The sequence below is a fragment of the Streptomyces shinuiensis genome (assembly GCF_043660855.1).
GTDB lineage: Bacteria > Actinomycetota > Actinomycetes > Streptomycetales > Streptomycetaceae > Streptomyces.
Window position 1 is genome coordinate 2,377,601 of the sequence record NZ_JBIHML010000001.1, and the last position, 22,570, is coordinate 2,400,170.

The 22,570-nt window shown below is 70.5% G+C and carries 19 protein-coding genes and 4 tRNA genes; 6 read left to right on the top strand and 17 right to left on the bottom strand.

Annotation, left to right across the window (positions count from 1 at the left end):
- Nucleotides 1-261: 261 nt before the first annotated feature.
- The 10 genes from ACGRHY_RS10580 to ACGRHY_RS10625 form a co-directional block, all read right to left on the bottom strand.
- Nucleotides 262-744, bottom strand: a complete 483-nt coding sequence (locus ACGRHY_RS10580; protein WP_394637987.1) for a DUF1707 and DUF4190 domain-containing protein — start codon at nt 742-744, stop codon at nt 262-264.
- 302 nt (nt 745-1,046) lie between these two features.
- Complete coding sequence (locus ACGRHY_RS10585) at nt 1,047-4,970, bottom strand: DNA-directed RNA polymerase subunit beta' (RefSeq protein WP_394635125.1); 3,924 nt, start codon at nt 4,968-4,970, stop codon at nt 1,047-1,049.
- A 143-nt stretch (nt 4,971-5,113) separates the two neighbouring features.
- A complete protein-coding gene (gene rpoB, locus ACGRHY_RS10590) occupies nt 5,114-8,599 on the bottom strand; it encodes a DNA-directed RNA polymerase subunit beta (RefSeq protein WP_394635126.1) in 3,486 nt (1,161 codons plus the stop codon).
- Nucleotides 8,600-9,078: 479 nt separating this feature from the next.
- Nucleotides 9,079-9,471 (bottom strand): 50S ribosomal protein L7/L12, encoded by a 393-nt coding sequence (gene rplL, locus ACGRHY_RS10595; RefSeq protein ID WP_394635127.1) that lies wholly within the window; start codon nt 9,469-9,471, stop codon nt 9,079-9,081.
- A gap of 93 nt (nt 9,472-9,564) precedes the next feature.
- Nucleotides 9,565-10,116 (bottom strand): 50S ribosomal protein L10, encoded by a 552-nt coding sequence (gene rplJ, locus ACGRHY_RS10600; protein WP_093660556.1) that lies wholly within the window; start codon nt 10,114-10,116, stop codon nt 9,565-9,567.
- A gap of 456 nt (nt 10,117-10,572) precedes the next feature.
- Entirely contained in the window at nt 10,573-11,292 is a 720-nt protein-coding gene (gene rplA, locus ACGRHY_RS10605) for a 50S ribosomal protein L1 (RefSeq protein ID WP_394635128.1), read from the bottom strand.
- Between the two features lie 160 nt (nt 11,293-11,452).
- Nucleotides 11,453-11,890, bottom strand: a complete 438-nt coding sequence (gene rplK, locus ACGRHY_RS10610) for a 50S ribosomal protein L11 (protein ID WP_394635129.1) — start codon at nt 11,888-11,890, stop codon at nt 11,453-11,455.
- A 174-nt stretch (nt 11,891-12,064) separates the two neighbouring features.
- Nucleotides 12,065-12,889, bottom strand: coding sequence for a transcription termination/antitermination protein NusG (nusG, locus tag ACGRHY_RS10615; RefSeq protein ID WP_394635130.1), 825 nt, complete (start codon nt 12,887-12,889; stop codon nt 12,065-12,067).
- 75 nt (nt 12,890-12,964) lie between these two features.
- On the bottom strand, nt 12,965-13,246 hold the full coding sequence (gene secE / locus ACGRHY_RS10620; protein ID WP_093851483.1) for a preprotein translocase subunit SecE: 282 nt from the start codon (nt 13,244-13,246) through the stop codon (nt 12,965-12,967).
- A gap of 114 nt (nt 13,247-13,360) precedes the next feature.
- Nucleotides 13,361-13,433: transfer RNA gene (locus ACGRHY_RS10625), tRNA-Trp, on the bottom strand.
- Between the two features lie 242 nt (nt 13,434-13,675).
- On the opposite strand from ACGRHY_RS10625, the gene ACGRHY_RS10630 reads away from it, so the two are divergent.
- Together ACGRHY_RS10630 and ACGRHY_RS10635 are read left to right on the top strand one after the other, a co-directional pair.
- Nucleotides 13,676-14,914 carry a pyridoxal phosphate-dependent aminotransferase gene (locus ACGRHY_RS10630; protein WP_394635131.1) on the top strand — a complete coding sequence of 413 codons (1,239 nt, stop codon included), beginning with the start codon at nt 13,676-13,678 and terminating at the stop codon, nt 14,912-14,914.
- Between the two features lie 160 nt (nt 14,915-15,074).
- Complete coding sequence (locus ACGRHY_RS10635; protein ID WP_394635132.1) at nt 15,075-16,127, top strand: adenosine deaminase; 1,053 nt, start codon at nt 15,075-15,077, stop codon at nt 16,125-16,127.
- A gap of 19 nt (nt 16,128-16,146) precedes the next feature.
- Here ACGRHY_RS10635 and ACGRHY_RS10640 read toward each other — a convergent pair whose 3' ends face one another.
- From ACGRHY_RS10640 to ACGRHY_RS10665, 6 genes are all read right to left on the bottom strand, one after another.
- Nucleotides 16,147-17,202 (bottom strand): UDP-N-acetylmuramate dehydrogenase, encoded by a 1,056-nt coding sequence (locus ACGRHY_RS10640; RefSeq protein WP_394635133.1) that lies wholly within the window; start codon nt 17,200-17,202, stop codon nt 16,147-16,149.
- 96 nt (nt 17,203-17,298) lie between these two features.
- Nucleotides 17,299-17,733, bottom strand: coding sequence for a MaoC family dehydratase (locus tag ACGRHY_RS10645; RefSeq protein ID WP_394635134.1), 435 nt, complete (start codon nt 17,731-17,733; stop codon nt 17,299-17,301).
- Between the two features lie 5 nt (nt 17,734-17,738).
- Nucleotides 17,739-18,197, bottom strand: a complete 459-nt coding sequence (locus ACGRHY_RS10650; RefSeq protein WP_394635135.1) for an FAS1-like dehydratase domain-containing protein — start codon at nt 18,195-18,197, stop codon at nt 17,739-17,741.
- Nucleotides 18,198-18,339: 142 nt separating this feature from the next.
- The gene (gene rpmG, locus ACGRHY_RS10655) at nt 18,340-18,504 is read right to left on the bottom strand and encodes a 50S ribosomal protein L33 (protein ID WP_003948671.1); all 165 of its coding nucleotides are present in this window, start codon (nt 18,502-18,504) and stop codon (nt 18,340-18,342) included.
- Between the two features lie 85 nt (nt 18,505-18,589).
- Nucleotides 18,590-18,665: transfer RNA gene (locus ACGRHY_RS10660), tRNA-Met, on the bottom strand.
- 47 nt (nt 18,666-18,712) lie between these two features.
- Nucleotides 18,713-18,785, bottom strand: a tRNA-Thr gene (locus ACGRHY_RS10665).
- 222 nt (nt 18,786-19,007) lie between these two features.
- Between ACGRHY_RS10665 and ACGRHY_RS10670 the strand changes: the two genes are divergently transcribed.
- Together ACGRHY_RS10670 and ACGRHY_RS10675 are read left to right on the top strand one after the other, a co-directional pair.
- Entirely contained in the window at nt 19,008-20,429 is a 1,422-nt protein-coding gene (locus ACGRHY_RS10670) for an amidohydrolase family protein (protein ID WP_394635136.1), read from the top strand.
- Between the two features lie 48 nt (nt 20,430-20,477).
- Nucleotides 20,478-21,158, top strand: a complete 681-nt coding sequence (locus tag ACGRHY_RS10675) for an NAD(P)H-binding protein (protein ID WP_394635137.1) — start codon at nt 20,478-20,480, stop codon at nt 21,156-21,158.
- A gap of 93 nt (nt 21,159-21,251) precedes the next feature.
- Here ACGRHY_RS10675 and ACGRHY_RS10680 read toward each other — a convergent pair.
- Nucleotides 21,252-21,333 (bottom strand) — tRNA-Tyr (locus ACGRHY_RS10680).
- Nucleotides 21,334-21,513: 180 nt separating this feature from the next.
- On the opposite strand from ACGRHY_RS10680, the gene ACGRHY_RS10685 reads away from it, so the two are divergent.
- Together ACGRHY_RS10685 and ACGRHY_RS10690 are read left to right on the top strand one after the other, a co-directional pair.
- Nucleotides 21,514-22,002: a YajQ family cyclic di-GMP-binding protein gene (locus tag ACGRHY_RS10685; RefSeq protein WP_093851491.1), complete on the top strand. Its 489-nt coding sequence runs from the start codon at nt 21,514-21,516 to the stop codon at nt 22,000-22,002.
- A 171-nt stretch (nt 22,003-22,173) separates the two neighbouring features.
- Nucleotides 22,174-22,566 (top strand): hypothetical protein, encoded by a 393-nt coding sequence (locus ACGRHY_RS10690; protein ID WP_394635138.1) that lies wholly within the window; start codon nt 22,174-22,176, stop codon nt 22,564-22,566.
- The last annotated feature ends 4 nt before the right edge of the window (nt 22,567-22,570 follow it).

A 22,570-nucleotide genomic window follows, 5' to 3' on the forward strand; every position in this document is an offset into this window, starting at 1 on the left:
TCCCCGCCTCACATCCCGCGGCGTATTGGCGCACACGAGAGCGCAGGGGATACCCCAGGCACAAGGTCAGAGCGTACCTACCGCATCGGCTCCGGTCAAAACAAATGCCCATGCCACCGTAGTGGGCGCGGAGCGGGAGCGGAAGAGCACCCGAAGGCCCCCACGGCCTGCGCCGACCCGCCTCCCGCGGCTCCTTTCCCTACCTTTCCCCGCCCTTCCCCGGCCCCTTCTCGGCGCGGCGGGCGGACCCGCGAGGAACGCTCAGGCGGCCCCGGCCGCGAACACCACGATCCCCAGCAGCGCGAGCGCGACGAGCCCGATCGTCAGCCAGCCCAGGACCAGGCCGGCCATGGCCATCCCGTCACCCTTCTCCCCGGTGCGGCGGATCTCGGCGCGCGCCTTGTGCCCCAGGATCACCGCGGGGATGGCGGTGACCCCGTAGAACGGCGTGAGGACCCCGCAGACCAGGGCGCCGACCGCGGAGTTGTTCGTCTGGGGCGGGGGCGGCAGGAAGGTGCGCGGCACCGCCTGCTGGTACGGCTGCGCGTACTGCGGCGCGGGAGCGGGCACCGCCATCGGCCCCTGCGGCAGATCGGCGATGAGCGCGTGCAACTCACCGTACGTCTGCGCCTGGTGGGCACGGCCCATCCGCTGCTCGTACTCGGCATGGCTCAGCCGCCCCTCCGCGTACCCGGCCTTGAGCACGTCGACGGTGCGCTCCCGGTCCGCGTGGGACGCGCGCATCATCGGCAGCTGCGACGCCTGGTGCGCGGCCTGCGAGGGCTGCGGCAGATGCGGCGGATGCTGCCCCGCCTGCCCGGGCGGTCCACCGTATTTGCCCCGTTGCCCCGGCTGTCCCCACGGCTGGTACGACACCGGCTCCACCTCCCCACGTTCGGGCTGCCCCCATCATCCATGACGTCCGCACCCCTTGGGGAGTTCCGGGCACCCGGAACACGCCGCGCGCACCGGCGGGAACGCCGTGGGGCGGCCCCTCCGAGGAGGGGCCGCCCCACGAGCGTGTCCGGCGGACCGTACGGCCCCGCTCAGCCGTTGTACGGACCGTAGTCGTAGTCCTCCAGCGGGACCGCCTGGCCGGAGCCGGTACCGAAGGGCGAGTAGTCGATGTCGTCGTAGCCGACGGCCGAGTACATCGCGGCCTTCGCCTCCTCGGTCGGCTCGACCCGGATGTTGCGGTAGCGGGACAGGCCCGTACCGGCCGGGATGAGCTTACCGATGATGACGTTCTCCTTGAGGCCGATCAGGGAGTCCGACTTGGCGTTGATCGCCGCGTCGGTCAGGACCCTGGTCGTCTCCTGGAAGGACGCCGCCGACAGCCAGGACTCCGTGGCCAGCGAGGCCTTGGTGATGCCCATCAGCTGCGGACGGCCGGAGGCCGGCTGGCCGCCCTCCGCCACCACACGGCGGTTCTCGCCCTCGAACTTCGAGCGCTCGACCAGCTCGCCCGGCAGCAGCTCGGCGTCGCCGGACTCGATGATCGTCACACGGCGCAGCATCTGCCGGATGATGATCTCGATGTGCTTGTCGTGGATCGACACACCCTGCGAGTTGTAGACCTTCTGGACCTCGCCCACCAGGTGCACCTGCACCGCGCGCTGGCCGAGGATGCGCAGCACGTCGTGCGGGTTGGTGGCGCCGACCGTCAGCGGCTGGCCGACGTCGACGTGGTCGCCCTCGGAGACCAGCAGGCGGGCGCGCTTGGACACGCCGTAGGAGGTCTCGTCGGAGCCGTCGTCGGGGGTGACGACGATCTTCTTGGTCTTCTCGGTCTCCTCGATCCGCACACGGCCGGCGGCCTCGGAGACCGGGGCGACACCCTTGGGGGTGCGGGCCTCGAAGAGCTCGACGACACGCGGCAGACCCTGGGTGATGTCGTCACCGGCCACACCACCGGTGTGGAAGGTGCGCATCGTCAGCTGGGTGCCGGGCTCACCGATGGACTGGGCGGCGATGATGCCGACGGCCTCGCCGATGTCCACCAGCTTGCCGGTCGCCAGCGAGCGGCCGTAGCACATGGCGCAGGTGCCGACGGCGGACTCGCAGGTGAGGACCGAGCGGGTCTTGACCGTCTCCACGCCGTGCCGCACCAGCTCGTCGATGAGCACGTCGCCCAGGTCGGTCCCGGCCGGAGCCAGCACCTTGCCGTCGACGGTGACGTCCTCGGCGAGGCAGCGCGCGTACACGCTGGTCTCGGCGTCCTCCGCCTTGCGCAGAACGCCGTCCGCGCCCTTGGAGGCGATCACGAGCTTCAGGCCGCGGTCGGTGCCGCAGTCCTCCTCGCGGATGATCACGTCCTGCGAGACGTCCACCAGACGACGGGTCAGGTAACCGGAGTCGGCGGTGCGCAGCGCGGTGTCCGCCAGACCCTTGCGGGCACCGTGCGTGGAGATGAAGTACTCCAGCACGGACAGACCCTCGCGGAACGACGCCTTGATCGGCCGCGGGATCGTCTCGTTCTTGGCGTTGGACACCAGACCGCGCATACCGGCGATCTGGCGCATCTGCATCATGTTTCCGCGGGCGCCCGAGTCGACCATCATGAAGATCGGGTTGGTCTTCGGGAAGTTCTCCGCCATGGCCTCGGCGACCTCGTTGGTCGCACGGGTCCAGATGCCGATGAGCTCGTTGGAGCGCTCGTCCTTGGTGATCAGACCGCGCTCGTACTGCTTCTGGACCTTCTCGTCCAGCGCCTCGTAGTTCGCGATGATCTCCTTCTTGGCCTCGGGAACCACGACGTCGGAGATCGCGATGGTGACACCGGAACGGGTCGCCCAGTGGAAACCGGCCGACTTCAGGTTGTCCAGCGCCGCGGCGACGACGACCTTGGGGTAGCGCTCGGCGAGGTCGTTGACGATCGCGGAGAGCTGCTTCTTGCCCACGGTGTAGTCGACGAACGGGTAGTCCTCGGGCAGCAGCTCGTTGAAGAGCGCGCGGCCCAGGGTGGTGCGCAGCCGGAACGGGTCACCGGGCTGCCACTCGCCCGCGGCGAGGCCGCCGTCGGCCGCAGCGCCCTCCTCGGCGGCCGGCGGGGTCCAGCCGCGGGGCGGGACCGAGCCGACGGGGAAGCGGACGTCGATCTTCGCCTGGAGCGACAGCTCCCGGGCGTCGAACGCCATGATCGCCTCGGCGACCGAGTTGAACGACCGGCCCTCGCCCTTGACCTCGCCCTCCACCTTGTCGGTGGTGAGGAAGAACAGGCCCAGCACCATGTCCTGGGTCGGCATGGTGACGGGGCGGCCGTCGGCCGGCTTGAGGATGTTGTTCGAGGACAGCATCAGGATGCGGGCCTCGGCCTGCGCCTCCGCGGACAGCGGCAGGTGCACGGCCATCTGGTCGCCGTCGAAGTCCGCGTTGAACGCGGTGCACACCAGCGGGTGGATCTGGATGGCCTTGCCCTCGACCAGCTGCGGCTCGAAGGCCTGGATGCCCAGACGGTGCAGGGTAGGCGCACGGTTGAGCAGCACCGGGTGCTCGGCGATGACCTCTTCGAGCACGTCGTACACGACCGTGCGGCCGCGCTCGACCATGCGCTTGGCCGACTTGATGTTCTGCGCGTGGTTGAGGTCCACCAGGCGCTTCATCACGAACGGCTTGAACAGCTCCAGCGCCATGGCCTTGGGCAGACCGCACTGGTGCAGCTTGAGCTGCGGGCCGACGACGATCACCGAACGCGCCGAGTAGTCGACGCGCTTGCCCAGCAGGTTCTGGCGGAAGCGGCCCTGCTTGCCCTTGAGCATGTCGGACAGCGACTTCAGCGGACGGTTGCCGGGGCCCGTGACCGGGCGGCCGCGGCGGCCGTTGTCGAAGAGCGCGTCGACGGCCTCCTGGAGCATGCGCTTCTCGTTGTTCACGATGATCTCGGGCGCGCCGAGGTCGAGAAGCCGCTTCAGGCGGTTGTTGCGGTTGATGACGCGGCGGTACAGGTCGTTCAGGTCGCTCGTCGCGAAGCGGCCACCGTCGAGCTGCACCATCGGACGCAGGTCCGGCGGGATGACCGGCACGCAGTCCAGCACCATGCCCTTGGGGCTGTTGCGGGTCTGCAGGAAGGCGGAGACGACCTTGAGGCGCTTGAGCGCGCGGGTCTTCTTCTGGCCCTTGCCGGTCCGGATGATCTCGCGGAGCTTCTCCGCCTCCTCCTCCAGGTCGAAGGTCTCCAGCCGCTTCTGCAGCGCGGCCGCGCCCATCGAACCGTCGAAGTAGGTCCCGAAGCGGTCGCGCAGCTCGCGGTAGAGCAGCTCGTCGCCCTCCAGGTCCTGGACCTTGAGGTTCTTGAAGCGGTTCCAGACCTCGTCCAGGCGGTCGATCTCGCGCTGGGCGCGGTCGCGGATCTGCTTCATCTCGCGCTCGGCGCCCTCGCGCACCTTGCGGCGGACGTCCGCCTTGGCGCCCTCGGCCTCCAGCTCCGCGAGGTCGGCCTCCTGCTTCTTGGCCCGGGCCTCCAGGTCGGCGTCGCGGCGCTGCTCGATCTGCTGGCGCTCCACGGAGACATGGGCCTCCAGGGAGGGCAGGTCGCGCGTGCGGCGCTCCTCGTCCACCCACGTGATCATGTAGGCGGCGAAGTAGATGACCTTCTCGAGGTCCTTCGGGGCGAGGTCGAGCAGGTAGCCCAGGCGGGAGGGCACGCCCTTGAAGTACCAGATGTGGGTGACGGGGGCGGCGAGCTCGATGTGGCCCATCCGCTCACGGCGCACCTTGGCGCGGGTCACCTCGACGCCGCAGCGCTCGCAGATGATGCCCTTGAAGCGAACGCGCTTGTACTTGCCGCAGTAGCACTCCCAGTCCCGGGTCGGACCGAAGATCTTCTCGCAGAAGAGCCCGTCCTTTTCCGGCTTGAGGGTGCGGTAGTTGATGGTCTCCGGCTTCTTGACCTCGCCGTGGGACCACTGACGGATGTCGTCAGCGGTGGCCAGGCCGATTCGCAGCTCGTCGAAGAAGTTGACGTCGAGCACTCTCGTCAATCCCTCTCAGGGTTTGTGCCCCTCGCGTCGGTGGGACCGAGGAGCTCTGTGGTGGTCTGAACGGGGGTCGCGGGGAGGCCGGGGGCCGGCCCTGCCGCCTCAGGCGGGAGGGTGCGGCGGCCCCGGCCGGCCCGTCAGACCTCTTCGACGCTGCTCGGCTCGCGCCGGGACAGGTCGATGCCGAGCTCTTCCGCGGCGCGGAAGACGTCCTCGTCGGTGTCGCGCATCTCGATGGACATGCCGTCGCTGGACAGCACCTCCACGTTGAGGCACAGGGACTGCATCTCCTTGATGAGCACCTTGAAGGACTCGGGGATGCCGGGCTCGGGGATGTTCTCGCCCTTGACGATGGCCTCGTAGACCTTCACGCGGCCGGTGACGTCGTCGGACTTGATGGTCAGCAGCTCCTGGAGGGCGTACGCGGCGCCGTATGCCTCCAGCGCCCACACCTCCATCTCACCGAAGCGCTGGCCACCGAACTGAGCCTTACCGCCCAGCGGCTGCTGGGTGATCATGGAGTACGGGCCGGTCGAGCGGGCGTGCAGCTTGTCGTCGACCAGGTGGTGCAGCTTGAGGATGTACATGTAGCCGACCGAGATCGGGTCCGGGAACGGCTCGCCGGAGCGGCCGTCGTAGAGCCGGGCCTTGCCGGAGGGCAGAACCATCCGCTCGCCGTCGCGGTTGGGCAGGGTCGCGGTGAACAGACCGGCGATCTCGTCCTCGCGGGCGCCGTCGAACACCGGGGTGGCGACGTTGGTGCCGGGCTCGACGTCGTCGGCGCCGATCGAGGCGAGCCGCTTCTGCCACTCCTCGGCGATCCCCTCGACCTTCCAGCCCTGGGAGGCGAGCCAGCCCAGGTGGATCTCCAGGACCTGGCCCGGGTTCATCCGGGACGGGACGCCCAGCGGGTTGAGGATGACGTCGACCGGAGTGCCGTCCTCCATGAACGGCATGTCCTCGATCGGCAGGATCTTGGAGATGACGCCCTTGTTGCCGTGGCGGCCGGCGAGCTTGTCACCGTCGGTGATCTTGCGCTTCTGGGCCACGTAGACGCGGACGAGCTGGTTGACGCCCGGAGGCAGCTCGTCGCCCTCCTCGCGGTCGAAGACGCGGACGCCGATGACCTTGCCGGTCTCGCCGTGCGGCACCTTCAGCGAGGTGTCGCGGACCTCGCGCGCCTTCTCGCCGAAGATCGCGCGCAGCAGCCGCTCCTCCGGGGTCAGCTCGGTCTCGCCCTTCGGGGTGACCTTGCCGACCAGGATGTCGCCCGCCTCGACCTCGGCGCCGATGCGGATGATGCCGCGCTCGTCGAGGTCGGCCAGGACCTCCTCGGAGACGTTCGGGATGTCCCGGGTGATCTCCTCGGGGCCCAGCTTGGTGTCCCGCGCGTCGACCTCGTGCTCCTCGATGTGGATCGAGGAGAGGACGTCGTCCTGGACGAGGCGCTGCGACAGGATGATCGCGTCCTCGTAGTTGTGGCCCTCCCACGGCATGAACGCCACGAGCAGGTTCTTGCCGAGAGCCATCTCGCCCTGCTCGGTCGAGGGGCCGTCGGCGAGGACCTGGCCGGTCACCACGCGGGCTCCCTCGTCCACGACGACCTTCTGGTTGAAGGAGGTGCCCTGGTTGGAGCGGAAGAACTTGGCGATCCGGTAGGTGGTGTAGGTGCCGTCGTCGTTGGCCACGGTGACGTAGTCGGCGGAGACCTCCTGGACCACGCCGTCCTTCTCGGCCTTGATCACGTCGCCGGCGTCGACCGCGCAGCGGTACTCCATGCCGGTGCCGACCAGCGGGGCCTCGGCACGGATCAGCGGCACGGCCTGGCGCATCATGTTCGAGCCCATGAGCGCGCGGTTGGCGTCGTCGTGCTCCAGGAACGGGATCATGGCGGTCGCGACCGACACCATCTGGCGCGGCGAGACGTCCATGTAGTCGACCTCGTCGCCGGGGATGAGGTCGACCTCGCCGCCGCGGCGGCGGACCAGGACGCGGTCCTCGGCGAACCGCATGTCGTCGGTCAGCGGCGCGTTGGCCTGGGCGATGACGTAGCGGTCCTCCTCGTCGGCGGTCAGGTAGTGCACCTCGTCGGTGACCACGCCGTCGACGACCTTGCGGTAGGGGGTCTCCACGAAACCGAACGCGTTGACCCGGCCGTAGGAGGCCAGCGAGCCGATCAGACCGATGTTCGGGCCTTCGGGGGTCTCGATCGGGCACATGCGGCCGTAGTGCGACGGGTGCACGTCGCGGACCTCGAAGCCCGCCCGCTCACGGGACAGACCGCCGGGGCCCAGCGCGGACAGACGGCGCTTGTGGGTCAGGCCCGACAGCGGGTTCGTCTGGTCCATGAACTGCGACAGCTGGCTGGTGCCGAAGAACTCCTTGATGGAGGCGACGACCGGCCGGATGTTGATCAGGGTCTGCGGCGTGATCGCCTCGACGTCCTGGGTCGTCATCCGCTCGCGGACGACGCGCTCCATACGGGCCAGACCGGTGCGGACCTGGTTCTGGATGAGCTCGCCGACGTTGCGCAGGCGGCGGTTGCCGAAGTGGTCGATGTCGTCGGTCTCGACGACGATCGTCCGGCCGTTCTCCCCGACCGTCTCGGTCTCGCCGGCGTGCAGCTTGACCAGGTACTTGATCGTGGCGATGACGTCGTCGACGGTCAGCACGCCGGAGTCCAGCGGCTGGTCGCCGCCGAGCTTCCGGTTGATCTTGTACCGGCCGACCTTTGCCAGGTCGTAGCGCTTGGGGTTGAAGTAGAGGTTCTCCAGAAGCGTCTGCGCGGCCTCGCGCGTCGGCGGCTCGCCCGGACGCAGCTTGCGGTAGATGTCGAGCAGCGCGTCGTCCTGGCCCTGCGTGTGGTCCTTCTCCAGGGTGGCGCGCATGGACTCGTACTGGCCGAACTCCTCCAGGATCTGCTCGGTGGTCCAGCCGAGCGCCTTGAGGAGGACGGTGACGGACTGCTTGCGCTTGCGGTCGATGCGGACACCGACCATGTCGCGCTTGTCGACCTCCATCTCCAGCCAGGCGCCGCGAGACGGAATGATCTTGGCGGAGAAGATGTCCTTGTCGGACGTCTTGTCGATGTTGCTGTCGAAGTAGACACCCGGCGAGCGCACCAGCTGGGAGACCACGACACGCTCGGTGCCGTTGATGACGAAGGTGCCCTTGTTGGTCATGAGCGGGAAGTCGCCCATGAAGACCGTCTGGGACTTGATCTCGCCGGTCTCGTTGTTGGTGAACTCGGCGGTGACGAACAGGGGCGCGGCGTAGGTGAAGTCGCGTTCCTTGCACTCGTCGATCGAGTTCTTCGGCGGCTCGAAGCGGTGATCGCGGAAGGTGAGCGACATCGACCCGGAGAAGTCCTCGATCGGGGAGATCTCCTCGAAGATCTCCTCCAGACCGGACTTGGCGGGGACATCCTCACCGCGCTCCAGCGCCGCCTCGACGCGAGCCTTCCAGGCGTCGTTGCCGAGCAGCCAGTCGAAGCTCTCGGTCTGCAGTGCAAGGAGGTTCGGAACCCCGAGGGGCTCCTTGATCTTCGCAAAGGAGATACGCAGCGGGGCGGTGCTGGCGCCGTTGTTCGAATGGGCGGTCGAGGCGTTGCGCGAGGCGGCCAAGAGGGGGTCCTTCCGAGGGCTCGGACTCACTACGCGCATGCCGTGCCCCTGGTGACGGGCAGGGGGCAGTTAATAGGCAGCGCAAAGGGTCAGTGTAGCCACAAGGCCCACTGATGTCCAGTGCGGTATCCGGAGACCGGCACGCGGTACCAATCTCTCCCTCCGGAGGGGCTAGCCCCTCGTCAGTTGTTCAACGCCTGCCGCAAGGTTTCCCACATCGCCGACGATCCATGCCTCGGATTGTGGATCGGTGTGACGACGCGTCCTGAGAATTGCGCGCTGCGTTCGGTTCGTCAAGGCCCCACCCCCTCCGGAACCACAGGGAGCGTACGGCCGGACAGCGTTGATCACCATACCCGCAGGCCCTCGCCAGGCGATACGGCCATCGCGGAAACGCCCGAAGGCGACCACCCGCATGGGTGATCGCCTTCGGAAGGAGAGGAGTCAGCGGACTCCTGAAGTGACCTGGGTCACTCGGTTCACTTGACCTCGACGGAGGCGCCGGCACCCTTGAGGGACTCGGCGGCCTTGTCCGCGGCCTCCTTGTTGACCTTCTCCAGGACCGGCTTCGGGGTGCCGTCGACCAGGTCCTTGGCCTCCTTCAGGCCGAGGGAGGTCAGCTCGCGCACGACCTTGATGACCTGGATCTTCTTGTCACCGGCGCCGGTGAGGACGACGTCGAACTCGTCCTTCTCCGGCTCGGCCTCGGCGGCACCACCGGCGGCGGCACCACCGGCGGCGGCGGCGACGGCGACCGGGGCGGCGGCCTCGACGTCGAACTTCTCCTCGAAGGCCTTCACGAACTCGGAGAGCTCGATGAGGGTCATCTCGCTGAACTGCTCGAGCAGCTCGTCCTGGCTGAGCTTCGCCATGATGGCGGTCCTTCCACTAAGTCGGCTGGTGCCGGGTTGTTCATGTCGGCGGGCGTACAGGGGCCCGCTGCGACCGAGTGCGCCTGGAGCGGTTTACTCGGCCTCGGCGGGAGCCGGCGTACCGGCACCGCCCTGCTCCTGCTTGGCGCGAAGGGCGTCCGCGGTGCGGACGAACTTCGACAGCGGGGCCTGGAAGGTCGCCGCGGCCTTGGCCATGGACGCCTTCATGCCACCGGCCAGCTTGGCGAGCAGCACCTCACGGGACTCGAGGTCCGCGAGCTTCTTGATCTCGTCGGCGCTGAGCGCCTTACCCTCCAGGACACCGCCCTTGATGACGAGCTGGGGGTTGTCCTTGGCGAAGTCACGCAGACTCTTCGCCGCCTCGACCGGGTCACCGGTCACGAAGGCGACGGCGGTGGAGCCGACGAAGAACTCGTCGAGCTCGGTGACCCCGGCCTCGTTGGCCGCGATCTTGGTGAGCGTGTTCTTCGCCACACGGTACTGAGCGTTCTCACCGAGAGAACGGCGCAGGTCCTTGAGCTGAGCGACGCTGAGACCGGTGTACGCGGTCACAACGGCGGCGTTGGAGTTCTGGAACTTCTCCCTGATCTCCTCGACAGCTGCGACCTTGTCGGGACTCGCCATGAGCCTCGGCCCTCCTTTCCGGGTGATGCGATCCTCGACCGTGCCTTTCGGCAGGTCATGACGCCGGACCGCCCACGTCGGGCGCACGAGGAAGGGGTTTTGCGCAAAACGAAACGCCCCGGCGCAGGCGCACGGGGCGTGACTCGACCGGCACACACCGGGAGTCCTCCACTGTCACCTGCGCAGGTCGCCCGCTCCAAGCGGATCCTTCGGCCGCCGACCCCGGATCCGCGGGAGATCCGGAGCACGGCAACGACCAGCGGTCTTTGGCTTCGGTGGAAGCGTACGCGAACGCCGTCACGACAGGCAAATCCGGGGGGACTCCGCCGTTCCCCTCGCCCCGCCCGCCCCTCGTCCCGTCCCGCTCCACCCCCGCGCGAAGGGCCGGGCCCCGCCTCCCTCTCGGAAGCGGGGCCCGGCCGCCGTACTGGACCGCCCTCACGGGGTCGCGCCGGATCAGGCGGCGACGTCCTCCTCGGCGAGGAGGTTCCGGGTGCGGTTGGGGTCGACGGGGACACCGGGGCCCATCGTGGTGCTGATGATGGCCTTCTTGATGTAACGGCCCTTGGCCGCGGACGGCTTCAGCCGCAGGACCTCTTCCAGCGCCGCCGCGTAGTTCTCCACGAGCTGCTTCTCGTCGAACGAGACCTTGCCGATGATGAAGTGGAGGTTGGCGTGCTTGTCGACGCGGAACTCGATCTTGCCGCCCTTGATCTCGGTGACGGCCTTGGCGACGTCCGGGGTGACGGTGCCGGTCTTCGGGTTCGGCATCAGACCACGCGGACCGAGCACACGGCCGAGGCGGCCGACCTTGCCCATCAGGTCCGGGGTGGCGACGACGGCGTCGAAGTCCAGGCGGCCCTTGGAGACCTCGTCGATCAGTTCGTCGGAGCCGACGATGTCGGCGCCGGCGGCCTCCGCGGCCGCGGCACGCTCACCGGTCGCGAAGACCAGGACCCGGGCGGTCTTGCCGGTGCCGTGCGGGAGGTTCACGGTGCCGCGCACCATCTGGTCGGCCTTGCGCGGGTCGACACCCAGGCGCATGGCGATCTCGACGGTCGCGTCGAACTTGGTCGGGGAGGTCTCCTTGGCGAGACGGACGGCCTCCAGCGGGGCGTGGAGCCGCGTCCGGTCGACCTTGGCGTCCGCGTTGCGGAGAGCCTTGCTGCGCTTCACTTCTGCTCCAGTTTTCTGGTGTACGGAGTCGTGGTCCAGGGGGCCAGCGCCTGACCCTGCCACTTCCATCTGTGTGTGCTCGGCACGTCTGTCCGGCTCACCCGCCCCGGGGAAGGGACGAAAGCCGGGCGTGCCCGGCGGGTACCGCGAGCGGAGCCGCTCAGCCCTCGACGGTGACGCCCATCGACCGGGCGGTGCCGGCGATGATCTTCTCGGCGGCGTCCAGGTCGTTGGCGTTGAGGTCGGGCATCTTGGTCGTGGCGATCTCACGCACCTGCTCGCGCGTGATCTTGGCGACCTTCTTGGTGTGGGGCTCGCCGGAGCCCTTCTCCACGCCCGCGGCCTTGAGGATCATCTTCGCGGCCGGCGGGGTCTTGGTGATGAAGGTGAAGGAGCGGTCCTCGTAGACCGTGATCTCCACCGGGATGACCCAGCCTCGCTGCGACTCCGTCGCGGCGTTGTAGGCCTTGCAGAACTCCATGATGTTCACGCCGTGCTGACCCAGCGCGGGGCCGACCGGCGGGGCCGGGTTCGCGGCACCGGCCTGGATCTGGAGCTTGATCAGCCCCGTGACCTTCTTCTTCTTCTTGGGAGGCATGTTCTCTCCGGGTCCTGGTGAGAGGTGTCGAATCCTCCGGCGGGCTGATCCACCCGTACGGAGGCATACCGCACAACGATAGCCCGTATCGCGGTGCGGTCGGAAACCGGCCAGGCCGGGCGGCCCCGGAGGGCTGCCCGGCCTGGCCGGAAATCGGTGTCCGGAAGAACCGCGTCAGTTCTTCTGGATCTGGTCGAAGCTCAGCTCGACCGGGGTCTCGCGGCCGAAGATCTCGACGAGGCCCTTGACCTTCTTCGAGTCCGGGTTGATCTCGTTGATCGTCGCCTGGAGGGTCGCGAACGGGCCGTCGGTGACGGTGACCGAGTCCCCGACCTCGAAGTCCAGTACCTGGACCTCGACCTTGCGGCTCGGCGCCGGCAGGCCGGCCTCGGCGGCGGCCTCCGCGGCGGCGCGCTCCTCCGCCTCGGGGGCGAGCATCTTGACGACCTCGTCCAGGGTCAGCGGGTAAGGGTCGTAGGCGTTGCCCACGAAGCCGGTGACGCCCGGGGTGTTGCGCACGACGCCCCAGGACTCGTTCGTCAGGTCCATGCGCACCAGCACATAGCCGGGGAGCTTGTTCTGGCGGACGTTCTTGCGCTCGCCGTTCTTGATCTGGACGATCTCTTCCTCGGGGACCTCGGCCTGGTAGATGAAGTCCTCGACGTTCAGCGAGACGGCGCGCTGCTCCAGGTTGGCCTTCACGCGCTTCTCGTAGCCCGCGTAGGTGTGGATGACGTACCACTCGCCGGGGAGATGACGCAGCTCCTCGCGGAGGGCGGCGACCGGGTCGACCGGCTCCTCCGCCTCCTGTGCCGCCTCGGTCTCGGTCTCGCCGACGGACTCGGCCGCCGCCTCGGCCGGCTCGTCCCCGGCGGTGTCGGCAGCTTCGGCCTGGTCGACGCCGTCCGCCGCCGCCTTGTCCGCCGTCTCGACGGCGTCGGGCGCGGTGTCGTCACCCTCGACGGGGTCGACGGCGTCGTTGAGGTTCGGGTCAGACACGGTGGCTGCTTCTTCCTGGCTTCAAGGGGGTCGAACATGCGGAAAAGTGCCCCGGAGGGGCACTCCGCGGGCGTATCAGCCGAAGACGTACTTGACGACCTCGGTGAACCCCCAGTCAATCACGGTCACCAGCCCGATGATGACGAGGACGAAGATGATCACCACGGTCGTGTAGGTGGAGAGCTGCTTCTTGGTGGGCCAGACGACCTTGCGCAGCTCGGCGATGATCTGCCGGTAGAACAGGGCGAGACGGCCCAGCGGGCCCTTCTTCGCGCGCTTGCCACCGCGCCGGGGCTTGTTGTCGTCCTGCGACCGCCCGGGCTCGGGGACCTCGATGGAGTCCGTGATCTCCGCCACTCGTCCTCACCTGATCCGGGTCCTGGCCGCGTGCCGTGCCGCGTCCGGCCCGGCCGTACGGCGGTGCGTCCAGTTACGTACACGTGCACGCATCCCTGGTTCAGATGCGTGAAGCAGGGCCGGAGGGACTTGAACCCCCAACCGCCGGTTTTGGAGACCGGTGCTCTACCAATTGAGCTACGACCCTTCGCCGTTCCCAACCTACCGCATCCGGTCGGCGCCGCGGAGTACGCGGACCGCCGGTGATCGGCCGGGACCAACGACGGTGAGTGTACGTGCTTCCCGCGCCGCCGTCGAACACGTAACCCGTATCGCCCCCGATCCTCCCGTTCCTCCCGCCCGTCCGCCCGTGCTCTCCCCCGTCCGCTCCCCCGCCGGCCCCCTCCGGCCCGCGTGCCCGGACGACCCCCCGTCTGCGACGATGCCCCTATGACCGCTGCAACCCCTTCCAACCAGTCACCCACCGAGCGCCGGGTCTCGGCCCGCGTCGGCTCGATCTCCGAGTCCGCCACGCTCGCCGTCGACGCCAAGGCCAAGGCCCTCAAGGCCGCCGGGCGGCCGGTGATCGGCTTCGGTGCGGGCGAGCCCGACTTCCCGACCCCCGACTACATCGTCGAGGCCGCGGTGGAGGCCTGCCGGAACCCGCGCTTCCACCGCTACACCCCGGCCGGCGGGCTCCCCGAGCTGAAGGAGGCCATCGCGGCGAAGACGCTGCGCGACTCCGGCTACTCGGTCGAGGCGTCCCAGGTCCTGGTCACCAACGGCGGCAAGCAGGCCATCTACGAGGCCTTCGCCGCCATCCTCGACCCGGGCGACGAGGTCATCGTCCCCGCGCCGTACTGGACCACCTACCCCGAGTCGATCCGGCTGGCCGGAGGCGTCCCCGTGGACGTGGTCGCCGACGAGACCACCGGCTACCGGGTCTCGGTGGAGCAGCTGGAGGCGGCCCGCACCGAGCGCACCAAGGTGCTGGTGTTCGTCTCCCCCTCCAACCCGACCGGCGCCGTCCACTCCCGCGCCCAGGTCGAGGAGATCGGCCGCTGGGCCGCCGAGCACGGTCTGTGGGTGCTCACCGACGAGATCTACGAGCACCTGGTCTACGGCGACGCGGAGTTCTCCTCGCTGCCGGTGGTCGTGCCCGAGCTGGCCGACCGGTGCGTGGTCGTCAACGGTGTGGCCAAGACGTACGCCATGACCGGCTGGCGGGTGGGGTGGATCATCGGCCCGAAGGACGTGGTGAAGGCCGCCACCAACCTCCAGTCGCACGCCACCTCCAACGTCTCCAACGTCGCCCAGGCCGCCGCGCTGGCCGCCGTCTCCGGCGACCTGGAGGCCGTGGCGCGCATGCGCGAGGCGTTCGACCGCCGCCGCAGGACGATCGTGCGGATGCTGAACGAGATCGACGGCGTCACCTGCCCCGAGCCGGAGGGCGCCTTCTACGCCTACCCGTCGGTCAAGGACGTGCTGGGCCGGGAGATCCGCGGCCGGCGCCCGCGGTCGAGCGTGGAACTGGCCGAGCTGATCCTGGAGGAGGCCGAGGTCGCGGTCGTCCCCGGTGAGGCGTTCGGCACCCCGGGCTACCTGCGGCTGTCCTACGCGCTGGGCGACGAGGACCTGGTCGAGGGCGTCTCGCGGATCCAGAAGCTGCTGGCCGAGGCCAGGGCCTGACCCGGCCCGGTCCGGCCCCCCCGCCCGGGCCCCGGGACACGGGAACACGCACGGGCGGGCCCGCGGAACACGGCTTCCGCGGGCCCGCCCGCGTGTTCCGGTCCGTCCCCGATCGTGGCGGTGGCTTCCGGGCGTGTCGCGAGTACGGCAAAATCTTCGGATGGAAAGCGCTCGTGACGTCCGCAAGCTCCCGAAGGCCCATCTCCATCTGCACTTCACCGGGTCCATGCGCCCGGGCACACTGCTGGAGCTCGCCGACAGACACGGCGTCCACCTCCCGGACGCGCTGAGCAGCGGCCGTCCCCCGAGGCTGCGGGCCACCGACGAGCGCGGCTGGTTCCGCTTCCAGCGGCTGTACGACGCCGCGCGCTCCTGCCTGCGCACGCCCGACGACATCCGGCGGCTGGTCCGCGAGGCCGCCGAGGAGGACGTGCGGGACGGGTCTCGCTGGCTGGAGATCCAGGTGGACCCGACCTCCTACGCGCCGCGCCTGGGCGGGCTGATCCCGGCGATGGAGATCATCCTGGACGCGGTGGAGAGCGCGTCCCGGGAGACCGGGCTCGGCATGCGCGTGCTGGTCGCCGCGAACCGTGTGAAGCACCCGCTGGACGCCCGCACCCTGGCCCGGCTGGCCGTTCGCTACGCCGACAGCGGCGTGGTCGGCTTCGGCCTGTCCAACGACGAACGGCGCGGCTTCGCCCGGGACTTCGACCGGGCCTTCGCCATCGCGCGCCGGGGCGGCCTGCTGGCGGCCCCGCACGGCGGCGAGCTGTCGGGACCGGAGTCCGTCGCCGACTGCCTGGACGACCTGAGCGCGGGCCGCGTCGGGCACGGGGTGCGCGCCACCGAGGACCCGCGGCTGCTGGCGCGGCTGGCCGCACGGGGCGTCACCTGCGAGGTCTGCCCGGCCTCCAACGTGGCGCTGGGGGTGTACGACCGGCACGAGGACGTACCGCTGCGGACCATGTTCGAGGCGGGGGTACCGCTGGCGCTGGGCGCCGACGACCCGTTGCTGTTCGGCTCCCGGCTGGCCGCGCAGTACGAGATCGCGCGGCGGTACCACGGTTTCACCGACGATGAACTGGCTGAGCTGGCCCGCCAGTCGGTACGCGGCTCGCGCGCGCCGGAGGACGCCCGGAAGGCGATCCTGGCGGACATCGACGCCTGGCTGGTGGAGGAGCCGGAGCGGGCCCCGTCCCGAAGGCCCTCCTGAGCCCGTTCGGGACGGGCCCTCAGAGCGAGCAGCCGACGGTCACCGGCTCGTTGACCAGCGTCACGCCGAAGGCCTCGCGCACGCCGTCGCGGACCTCGCGGGCCAGGGCGAGGAGGTCCGCGGTGGTGGCCGAGCCCCGGTTGGTCAGGGCGAGGGTGTGCTTGGTGGAGATCCGGGCCGGGCCGTCGCCGTGGCCCTTGGCGAAGCCGGCCCTGTCGATCAGCCAGGCGGCGGAGGTCTTCACCAGGCCGTCCCCGGCCGGATAGGCGGGCGGGGCGGCGTCCGGCCCCAGCCGTTCGGCGACGCGGGCGAGGAAGGCGGCGTGCTCGGTCTCGGTGAGGACGGGGTTGGTGAAGAAGGAGCCGGCCGACCAGGTGTCGTGATCCTCCGGGTCGAGCACCATGCCCTTGCCCGCGCGCAGCTTCAGAACGGTCTCGCGGGCCCGCTCCAACGGCACCCGCTCGCCGGTCTCCACGCCCAGCGCCCGGGCGGTCTCGGCGTAGCGCAGGGGCGCCGAGAGGCCGCCCGCGTCCTCCAGGCCGAAGCGGACGCGCAGCACGACGAAGCGGGTGGGATCGGCCTTGAAGCGGCTGTGCCGGTAGGAGAAGCCGCACTCGGCGGCGGGGATGGTGACGGTCTCGCCGGACCGGCGGTCGTAGGCGACGACCTCGGTGATCGTGGAGGAGACCTCCTGACCGTACGCGCCGACGTTCTGGATGGGTGTGGCGCCCGCCGATCCGGGGATGCCCGCCATGCACTCGACGCCCGCGAGCCCGGCCTCGACGGTGCGGGCGACGGCCTCGGACCAGTTCTCGCCCGCCGCCAGTTCCAGGCGGGTGCCCTCCAGGTGGAAGCCGGTGGTGTCGATGCGCAGGGCGGTGCCGGCGAAACCCTCGTCGGCGATGACGAGGTTGCTGCCGCCGCCGACGACCAGCAGCGGGGTGCCGCCGGCGTCGGCGGCCCGTACCGCCTCGGTCACCTCCTCGTCGGTGGTGGCCGTGACCAGGCGGGCCGCGGGACCGCCCAGGCGGAAAGTGGTCAGCGGGGCGAGGGGCGCGTCGTGGAGTTCCTGCACGCGCCCAAGAGTACGAGAGCGGCCGTACGCGCATCCGTACGGCCGCTCCTCACCGGCGTGTGCCCCCGGCGTCGGCCCGGTGGCGGGACGGCGCGCTCAGGCGAGCCGGACCACCGCGCGGGACATGCCCAGCACCTTCTGCCCGGCGCTGGTGACCGTGAGGTCCACCCGGACGGTGCGGGCCTCGTCGTCGAGCTTGGCCGCGATCTTGCCCGAGACCTCGATCACGGCGCCCTTGTCGTCATCGGGGACGACGACGGGCCTGGTGAAGCGCACGCCGTACTCCACGAGCGCGCCGGGGTCGCCGGTCCAGTCGGTCACCGCGCGGGCGGCCTCGGCCATGGTGAACATGCCGTGCGCGATGACGTCGGGGAGACCGACCTCACGTGCGAACCGCTCGTTCCAGTGAATCGGGTTGAAGTCACCGGAGGCGCCCGCGTACCGCACGAGCGTGTCGCGGGTCACGGGGAAGCCCCGCGCGGGCAGTTCGGTGCCGACCTCGACGTCCGCGTACGCGATCCTCGCCGTCATCCGCCTCACTCCCCCTGTTCCCCGGCCGCGCGGGCCACCAGTTTGGTCCAGGCCGTCACCACGTGCTCGCCCGCCTCGTCGCGCACCTCGCCGCGGACGTCCAGGATGTCGTTGCCCGCCATGGACTTGACCGCCTCGATGGTGGAGGTCACCGTGAGCCGGTCACCGGCGCGCACCGGCCGCGTGTAGGCGAACCTCTGGTTGCCGTGCACCACCCGGCTGTAGTCCAGCCCCAGCTTCGGGTCCGCGACGACCTCCCCGGCCGCCTTGAAGGTGATGGCGAAGACGAAGGTGGGCGGGGCGATCACGTCGGGGTGACCGAGCTCACCGGCCGCCTCCGGGTCGGTGTACGCGGGATGGGTGTCACCGATGGCCTCGGCGAACTCGCGGATCTTCTCCCGGCCGACCTCGTACGGCGCGGTGGGCGGATAGCTCCGCCCCACGAAGGACTGGTCGAGCGCCATGGCCCGGTACCTCCATACGGCTTGCTGGTGGTTGCTGATCGGACGGCTCGGACGGGCGCAAAGCCGTGAGGCCGTCCCCGCGAACGGGGACGGCCTCACGGCTTTGCGTGTCTGTGCGCGGCGGCCCGGCAGGTCGCGGCGTTTATCGCGTCTCGCGGTGCGCGGTGTGCGCGTTGCAGCGCGGGCAGTGCTTCTTCATCTCAAGACGGTCCGGGTTGTTGCGCCGGTTCTTCTTGGTGATGTAGTTCCGCTCCTTGCACTCCACGCAGGCCAGCGTGATCTTCGGGCGGACGTCGGTGGCAGCCACGTGAGTGCTCCTTGACGGCTGGGACGGATTCAACGCAGAAAGAGTAGCCGATCGGAGGACCGACCCCGCAATCGGCTACTGGGTTTGGTAGCGGTGACCGGACTCGAACCGGTGACACAACGATTATGAGCCGTTTGCTCTACCGACTGAGCTACACCGCCGCGATGCGGGCGCTCCCCGTCTTTCGGCGGGGAGCCGCACACATCAGAGCCCCAATACGGAATCGAACCGTAGACCTTCTCCTTACCATGGAGACGCTCTGCCGACTGAGCTATTGGGGCGAGCGATGAAGACATTACACGCTCCGGGCGCCGAACGTGAAATCCGTATCGGCCACGCCTCCGTACGGCGGTGCCGACCGGGGCTCGCGCCCTCCTTCCGGCGTAGCGGAGCGGCCACCGGTACGACTATTGGGCTCCCACGTGATGGCGGCACGCCCCGGGCCCGCCCTGGTCCTAGGCTTCGGTGCACCCCAGCGATCATGAGCGAAACGCGGGAGCCCCATGCCCGACAGCCAGCCGCAGGAACCGGCGCAGCCCGATCGCGACGCACTCCCCTCCCCGGATCACCCGGATTCGCCGGATTCCCCGGGCGGCCCCTCCGGCACCGCCCCCGGCGCCCCTCCGGAGGGCGCCCCGCCCCCGGCGCCGGCCGCGCTCGTCCTGTGCGGCGCACGGCTCGCCGACGGCCGCACCGTGGACGTGCGGGTCGGCGGCGGTCGGATCGAGGCGGTCGGGACCGCGGGCGGCCTCTCCTGCCCCGCCCCTCCGTGGGCCACTCGGATCGACCTCACCGGCTATCTGCTGCTGCCCGCGCCGGCCGAGCCCCACGCCCACTACGACACCGCTCTGACCGCGGACGGTGACCCGCCCGGAGCCCCCGGCGCGTCCCCGTACGGTCCCTGGGACCCGTACGACCCCGGACGTGTACAGCGGCGCGCCGCCGAGGCCGCACTGCTCCAGCTCGGCCACGGCGCGACCGCGGTGCGCACCCATGTACGCGTCGGCGACGTCGCCGGGCTGCGCGCCCTGCGGGCCGTGCTGCGGGCCCGGCACGCCCTGCACGGGCTGGCCGACCTCACCGCCGTCGCCGTGCCCCGGCTGCTGACCGGCGCGGCGGGGGCCGACGGTCTGGCGATGCTGCGCGAAGCGGTGGACATGGGGGCCGCGGCGGTGGGCGGCTGCCCGGACCTCGACCCCGACCCGGCCGGCTACACGGAGGCCGTGCTGGAGGTGGCGGCCGAGCACGGCTGCGCGGTGGACCTGCACACCGACGGCTCCGACCCGGTCCGGCTGTCCCGCCTCGCCTCGGTGGCCGGCGGGCTGCGGCCCGGAGTGGCCGTCGGTCCGTGCGACGGGCTGGCCCGGCTGCCGCGGGAGACCGCGGCCCGCGCCGCCGAGTCCCTCGCGGCGGCCGGGATCACGGTGGTCTGCCTGCCCCAGGGCGGCTGCGGCCTGCCGCCGCGGGCGGCCGGCGGCCCCCGCACCGCGCCGGTGCGGCTGCTGCGGGCGGCGGGGGTGCGGGTCGCCGCGGGCAGCGGCGCCCTGCGCGACACGGCCAACCCGGTGGGCCGCGGCGACCCGCTGGAGGCCGCCTACCTGCTGGCCTCGCACGGCCAGGCCGGACCGGAGGAGGCCTACGAGGCGGTGAGCGCGCGGGCGCGGGAGGCCATGGGGCTGCCGCGGGTGCGGATCGAGGCCGGCTTTCCGGCGGAACTGCTGGCCGTACGCGGCCGCACGCTCACCGGAACGCTCTCGCTGGCGTACAGCCGCCTGGTCGTCCACCGCGGCCGGGTGGTGGCCCGCACCAGCGCGGTGCGCGAGTACTGCGACGCCACGGACCCGGGCGGCCCGGCGGACACGGCGGCCCCGGAACCGGGCGGCCCCGGAACCGAACTGGGGCTTCCCCGCCAGTCGCAGCGATGACGGCGGCGTACGCGGCGGAGGGAGGGTCCGGCGGCGTACGGTCGGAGTATGCGCACAGTCATCGCTGGAGGACACGGTCAGATCGCACTGCGGCTGGAGCGGCTGCTCGCCGCGCGCGGTGAGGAGGTCGCGGGACTCGTCCGGCGGCCCGAGCACGCGGACGACCTGCGCTCGGCGGGGGCCGAGCCGATCGTCTGCGACCTGGAGTCGTCGTCCGCGGAGGAGGTCGCCCGGCACCTGCGGGGCGCCGACGCCGCGGTCTTCGCGGCGGGCGCGGGCCCGGGCAGCGGCACGGCCCGCAAGGAGACGGTGGACCGCGCGGCCGCGGTCCTCTTCGCGGACGCCGCCGAACTCGCCGGAGTACGCCGCTTCCTGGTCATCTCCGCGATGGGGGCGGACGACCGGCCCCCCGCGGACATGGAGCCCGTCTTCGCCGCCTACCTGCGCGCCAAGGGCGCCGCGGACGACGACATCCGCCGGCGCGTCAACCTGGACTGGACGATCCTGCGCCCCGGCCGTCTCACCAACCACCCCGCCACCGGACGGGTGCGGCTGGAGCCCCGCACGGGCCGCGGCGAGATCTCCCGCGACGACGTGGCCGCCGTCCTCCTCGCCCTCCTGGACGACCCGCGCGCGGCGCGGGTGACGCTGGAGCTGGTCTCCGGAGAGGTCCCGATCGACCAGGCGGTCGCGGAACTGGGCTCGGAGGCGACGGAGGTGCCGGACTAGGCTCCGTACCTCATGGAACGGACGCGGGGCGGCAGCGGCGGAACGGCGAACGGCCCCCGACCAGTGGACTGGTCGGGGGCCGTCCCCCTCGTGTGGCGGCGCTAGGATTCGAACCTAGGAAGGCTGAGCCGGCAGATTTACAGTCTGCTCCCTTTGGCCACTCGGGCACACCGCCTGGGATTGCCGCCTCGGGGGTGTTCGCCCCCTGGCAACGCGCACAACCATACCCGATGGTGGGGGGTGGTCCGCCACCTCGTTGTCCGGCGGTGGATCACCGCGGCGGATGACTAGGCTGACGGCGCGGACCGAGCCGGACCGCACCCTGACGGATCTACGCACGAGGAGCCAATCCACGATGGCCGACTCCAGTTTCGACATCGTCTCGAAGGTCGAGCGGCAGGAGGTCGACAACGCCCTCAACCAGGCCGCCAAGGAGATCTCCCAGCGCTTCGACTTCAAGGGCGTGGGAGCCTCCATCGCCTGGTCGGGCGAGAAGATCGAGATGCGGGCCAACTCCGAGGAGCGGGTCAAGGCCATCCTCGACATCTTCCAGACCAAGCTGGTCAAGCGGGGCATCTCCCTGAAGTCCCTGGACGCCGGGGAGCCCCAGGTGTCCGGCAAGGAGTACAAGCTCTTCGCGTCGATCCAGGAGGGCATCTCCCAGGACAACGCCAAGAAGGTCGCGAAGATCATCCGCGACGAGGGCCCCAAGGGCGTCAAGGCCCAGGTGCAGGGCGACGAGCTGCGCGTCAGCCACAAGAGCCGGGACGCCCTGCAGGAGGTCATCGCCCTGCTCAAGGGCAAGGACTTCGACTTCGCGATCCAGTTCACCAACTACCGCTGAGAACGGGGCCGGCGGGGAGCGCCGGCAGCCGGTCGAGGACGGACGGGCACCCGCCGGGCGGCGGGTGCCCGTCCGTCCTCCGGGGCGGCGGGGAGGGGCCGGAGATTGGCGGCACCGCGCGTCGGGCACCCGGACACGGAACCTTTCACGCGTACGGGCCCAGGAGGACGTATGAGAAAGAAGACCGTGCGGGCCGCTCTGCCGGCCGCGTTGCTGTGCGGCGCGCTCGCACTCTCGGGTTGCGGGGACGGCGACACCGGGGAGGACGTCTCCGGGACCCTCGCCCGCAACAGCGCGGCCGAGGCCGGCGAACCCGCCTTCGGCCAGGCCGGGCACGAGATCGACGGTGACCTCACGTGCACCGACGAGGGCACCGGGGAGAACCTTCGGGTCACCTGCGAGGGCACCACCGTGGACGGCGGGGAGGCCCGGATGGTGGCCGACGCCGGCAGCGACCCCCGGATCGAGACGGAGGGCGGCGTCACCTTCGAGGGCTTCACGATCGTCGGCACGGTGGACGGCGAGCGGGTCTTCCGGGAGAACTGCATCGGCATCGGCTGCTGACCCC

Coding starts and splice junctions, on each gene's coding strand:
- ACGRHY_RS10580 (WP_394637987.1), bottom strand. CDS start 744: ATGCGCGCGTCCCACGCGGACCGGGAGCGCACCGTCGACGTGCTCAAG.
- rplL (WP_394635127.1), bottom strand. CDS start 9,471: ATGGCGAAGCTCAGCCAGGACGAGCTGCTCGAGCAGTTCAGCGAGATG.
- rplJ (WP_093660556.1), bottom strand. CDS start 10,116: ATGGCGAGTCCCGACAAGGTCGCAGCTGTCGAGGAGATCAGGGAGAAG.
- rplK (WP_394635129.1), bottom strand. CDS start 11,890: ATGCCTCCCAAGAAGAAGAAGAAGGTCACGGGGCTGATCAAGCTCCAG.
- ACGRHY_RS10630 (WP_394635131.1), top strand. CDS start 13,676: ATGACCGCTGCAACCCCTTCCAACCAGTCACCCACCGAGCGCCGGGTC.
- ACGRHY_RS10635 (WP_394635132.1), top strand. CDS start 15,075: ATGGAAAGCGCTCGTGACGTCCGCAAGCTCCCGAAGGCCCATCTCCAT.
- ACGRHY_RS10645 (WP_394635134.1), bottom strand. CDS start 17,733: ATGACGGCGAGGATCGCGTACGCGGACGTCGAGGTCGGCACCGAACTG.
- ACGRHY_RS10650 (WP_394635135.1), bottom strand. CDS start 18,197: ATGGCGCTCGACCAGTCCTTCGTGGGGCGGAGCTATCCGCCCACCGCG.
- ACGRHY_RS10670 (WP_394635136.1), top strand. CDS start 19,008: ATGCCCGACAGCCAGCCGCAGGAACCGGCGCAGCCCGATCGCGACGCA.
- ACGRHY_RS10675 (WP_394635137.1), top strand. CDS start 20,478: ATGCGCACAGTCATCGCTGGAGGACACGGTCAGATCGCACTGCGGCTG.
- ACGRHY_RS10685 (WP_093851491.1), top strand. CDS start 21,514: ATGGCCGACTCCAGTTTCGACATCGTCTCGAAGGTCGAGCGGCAGGAG.
- ACGRHY_RS10690 (WP_394635138.1), top strand. CDS start 22,174: ATGAGAAAGAAGACCGTGCGGGCCGCTCTGCCGGCCGCGTTGCTGTGC.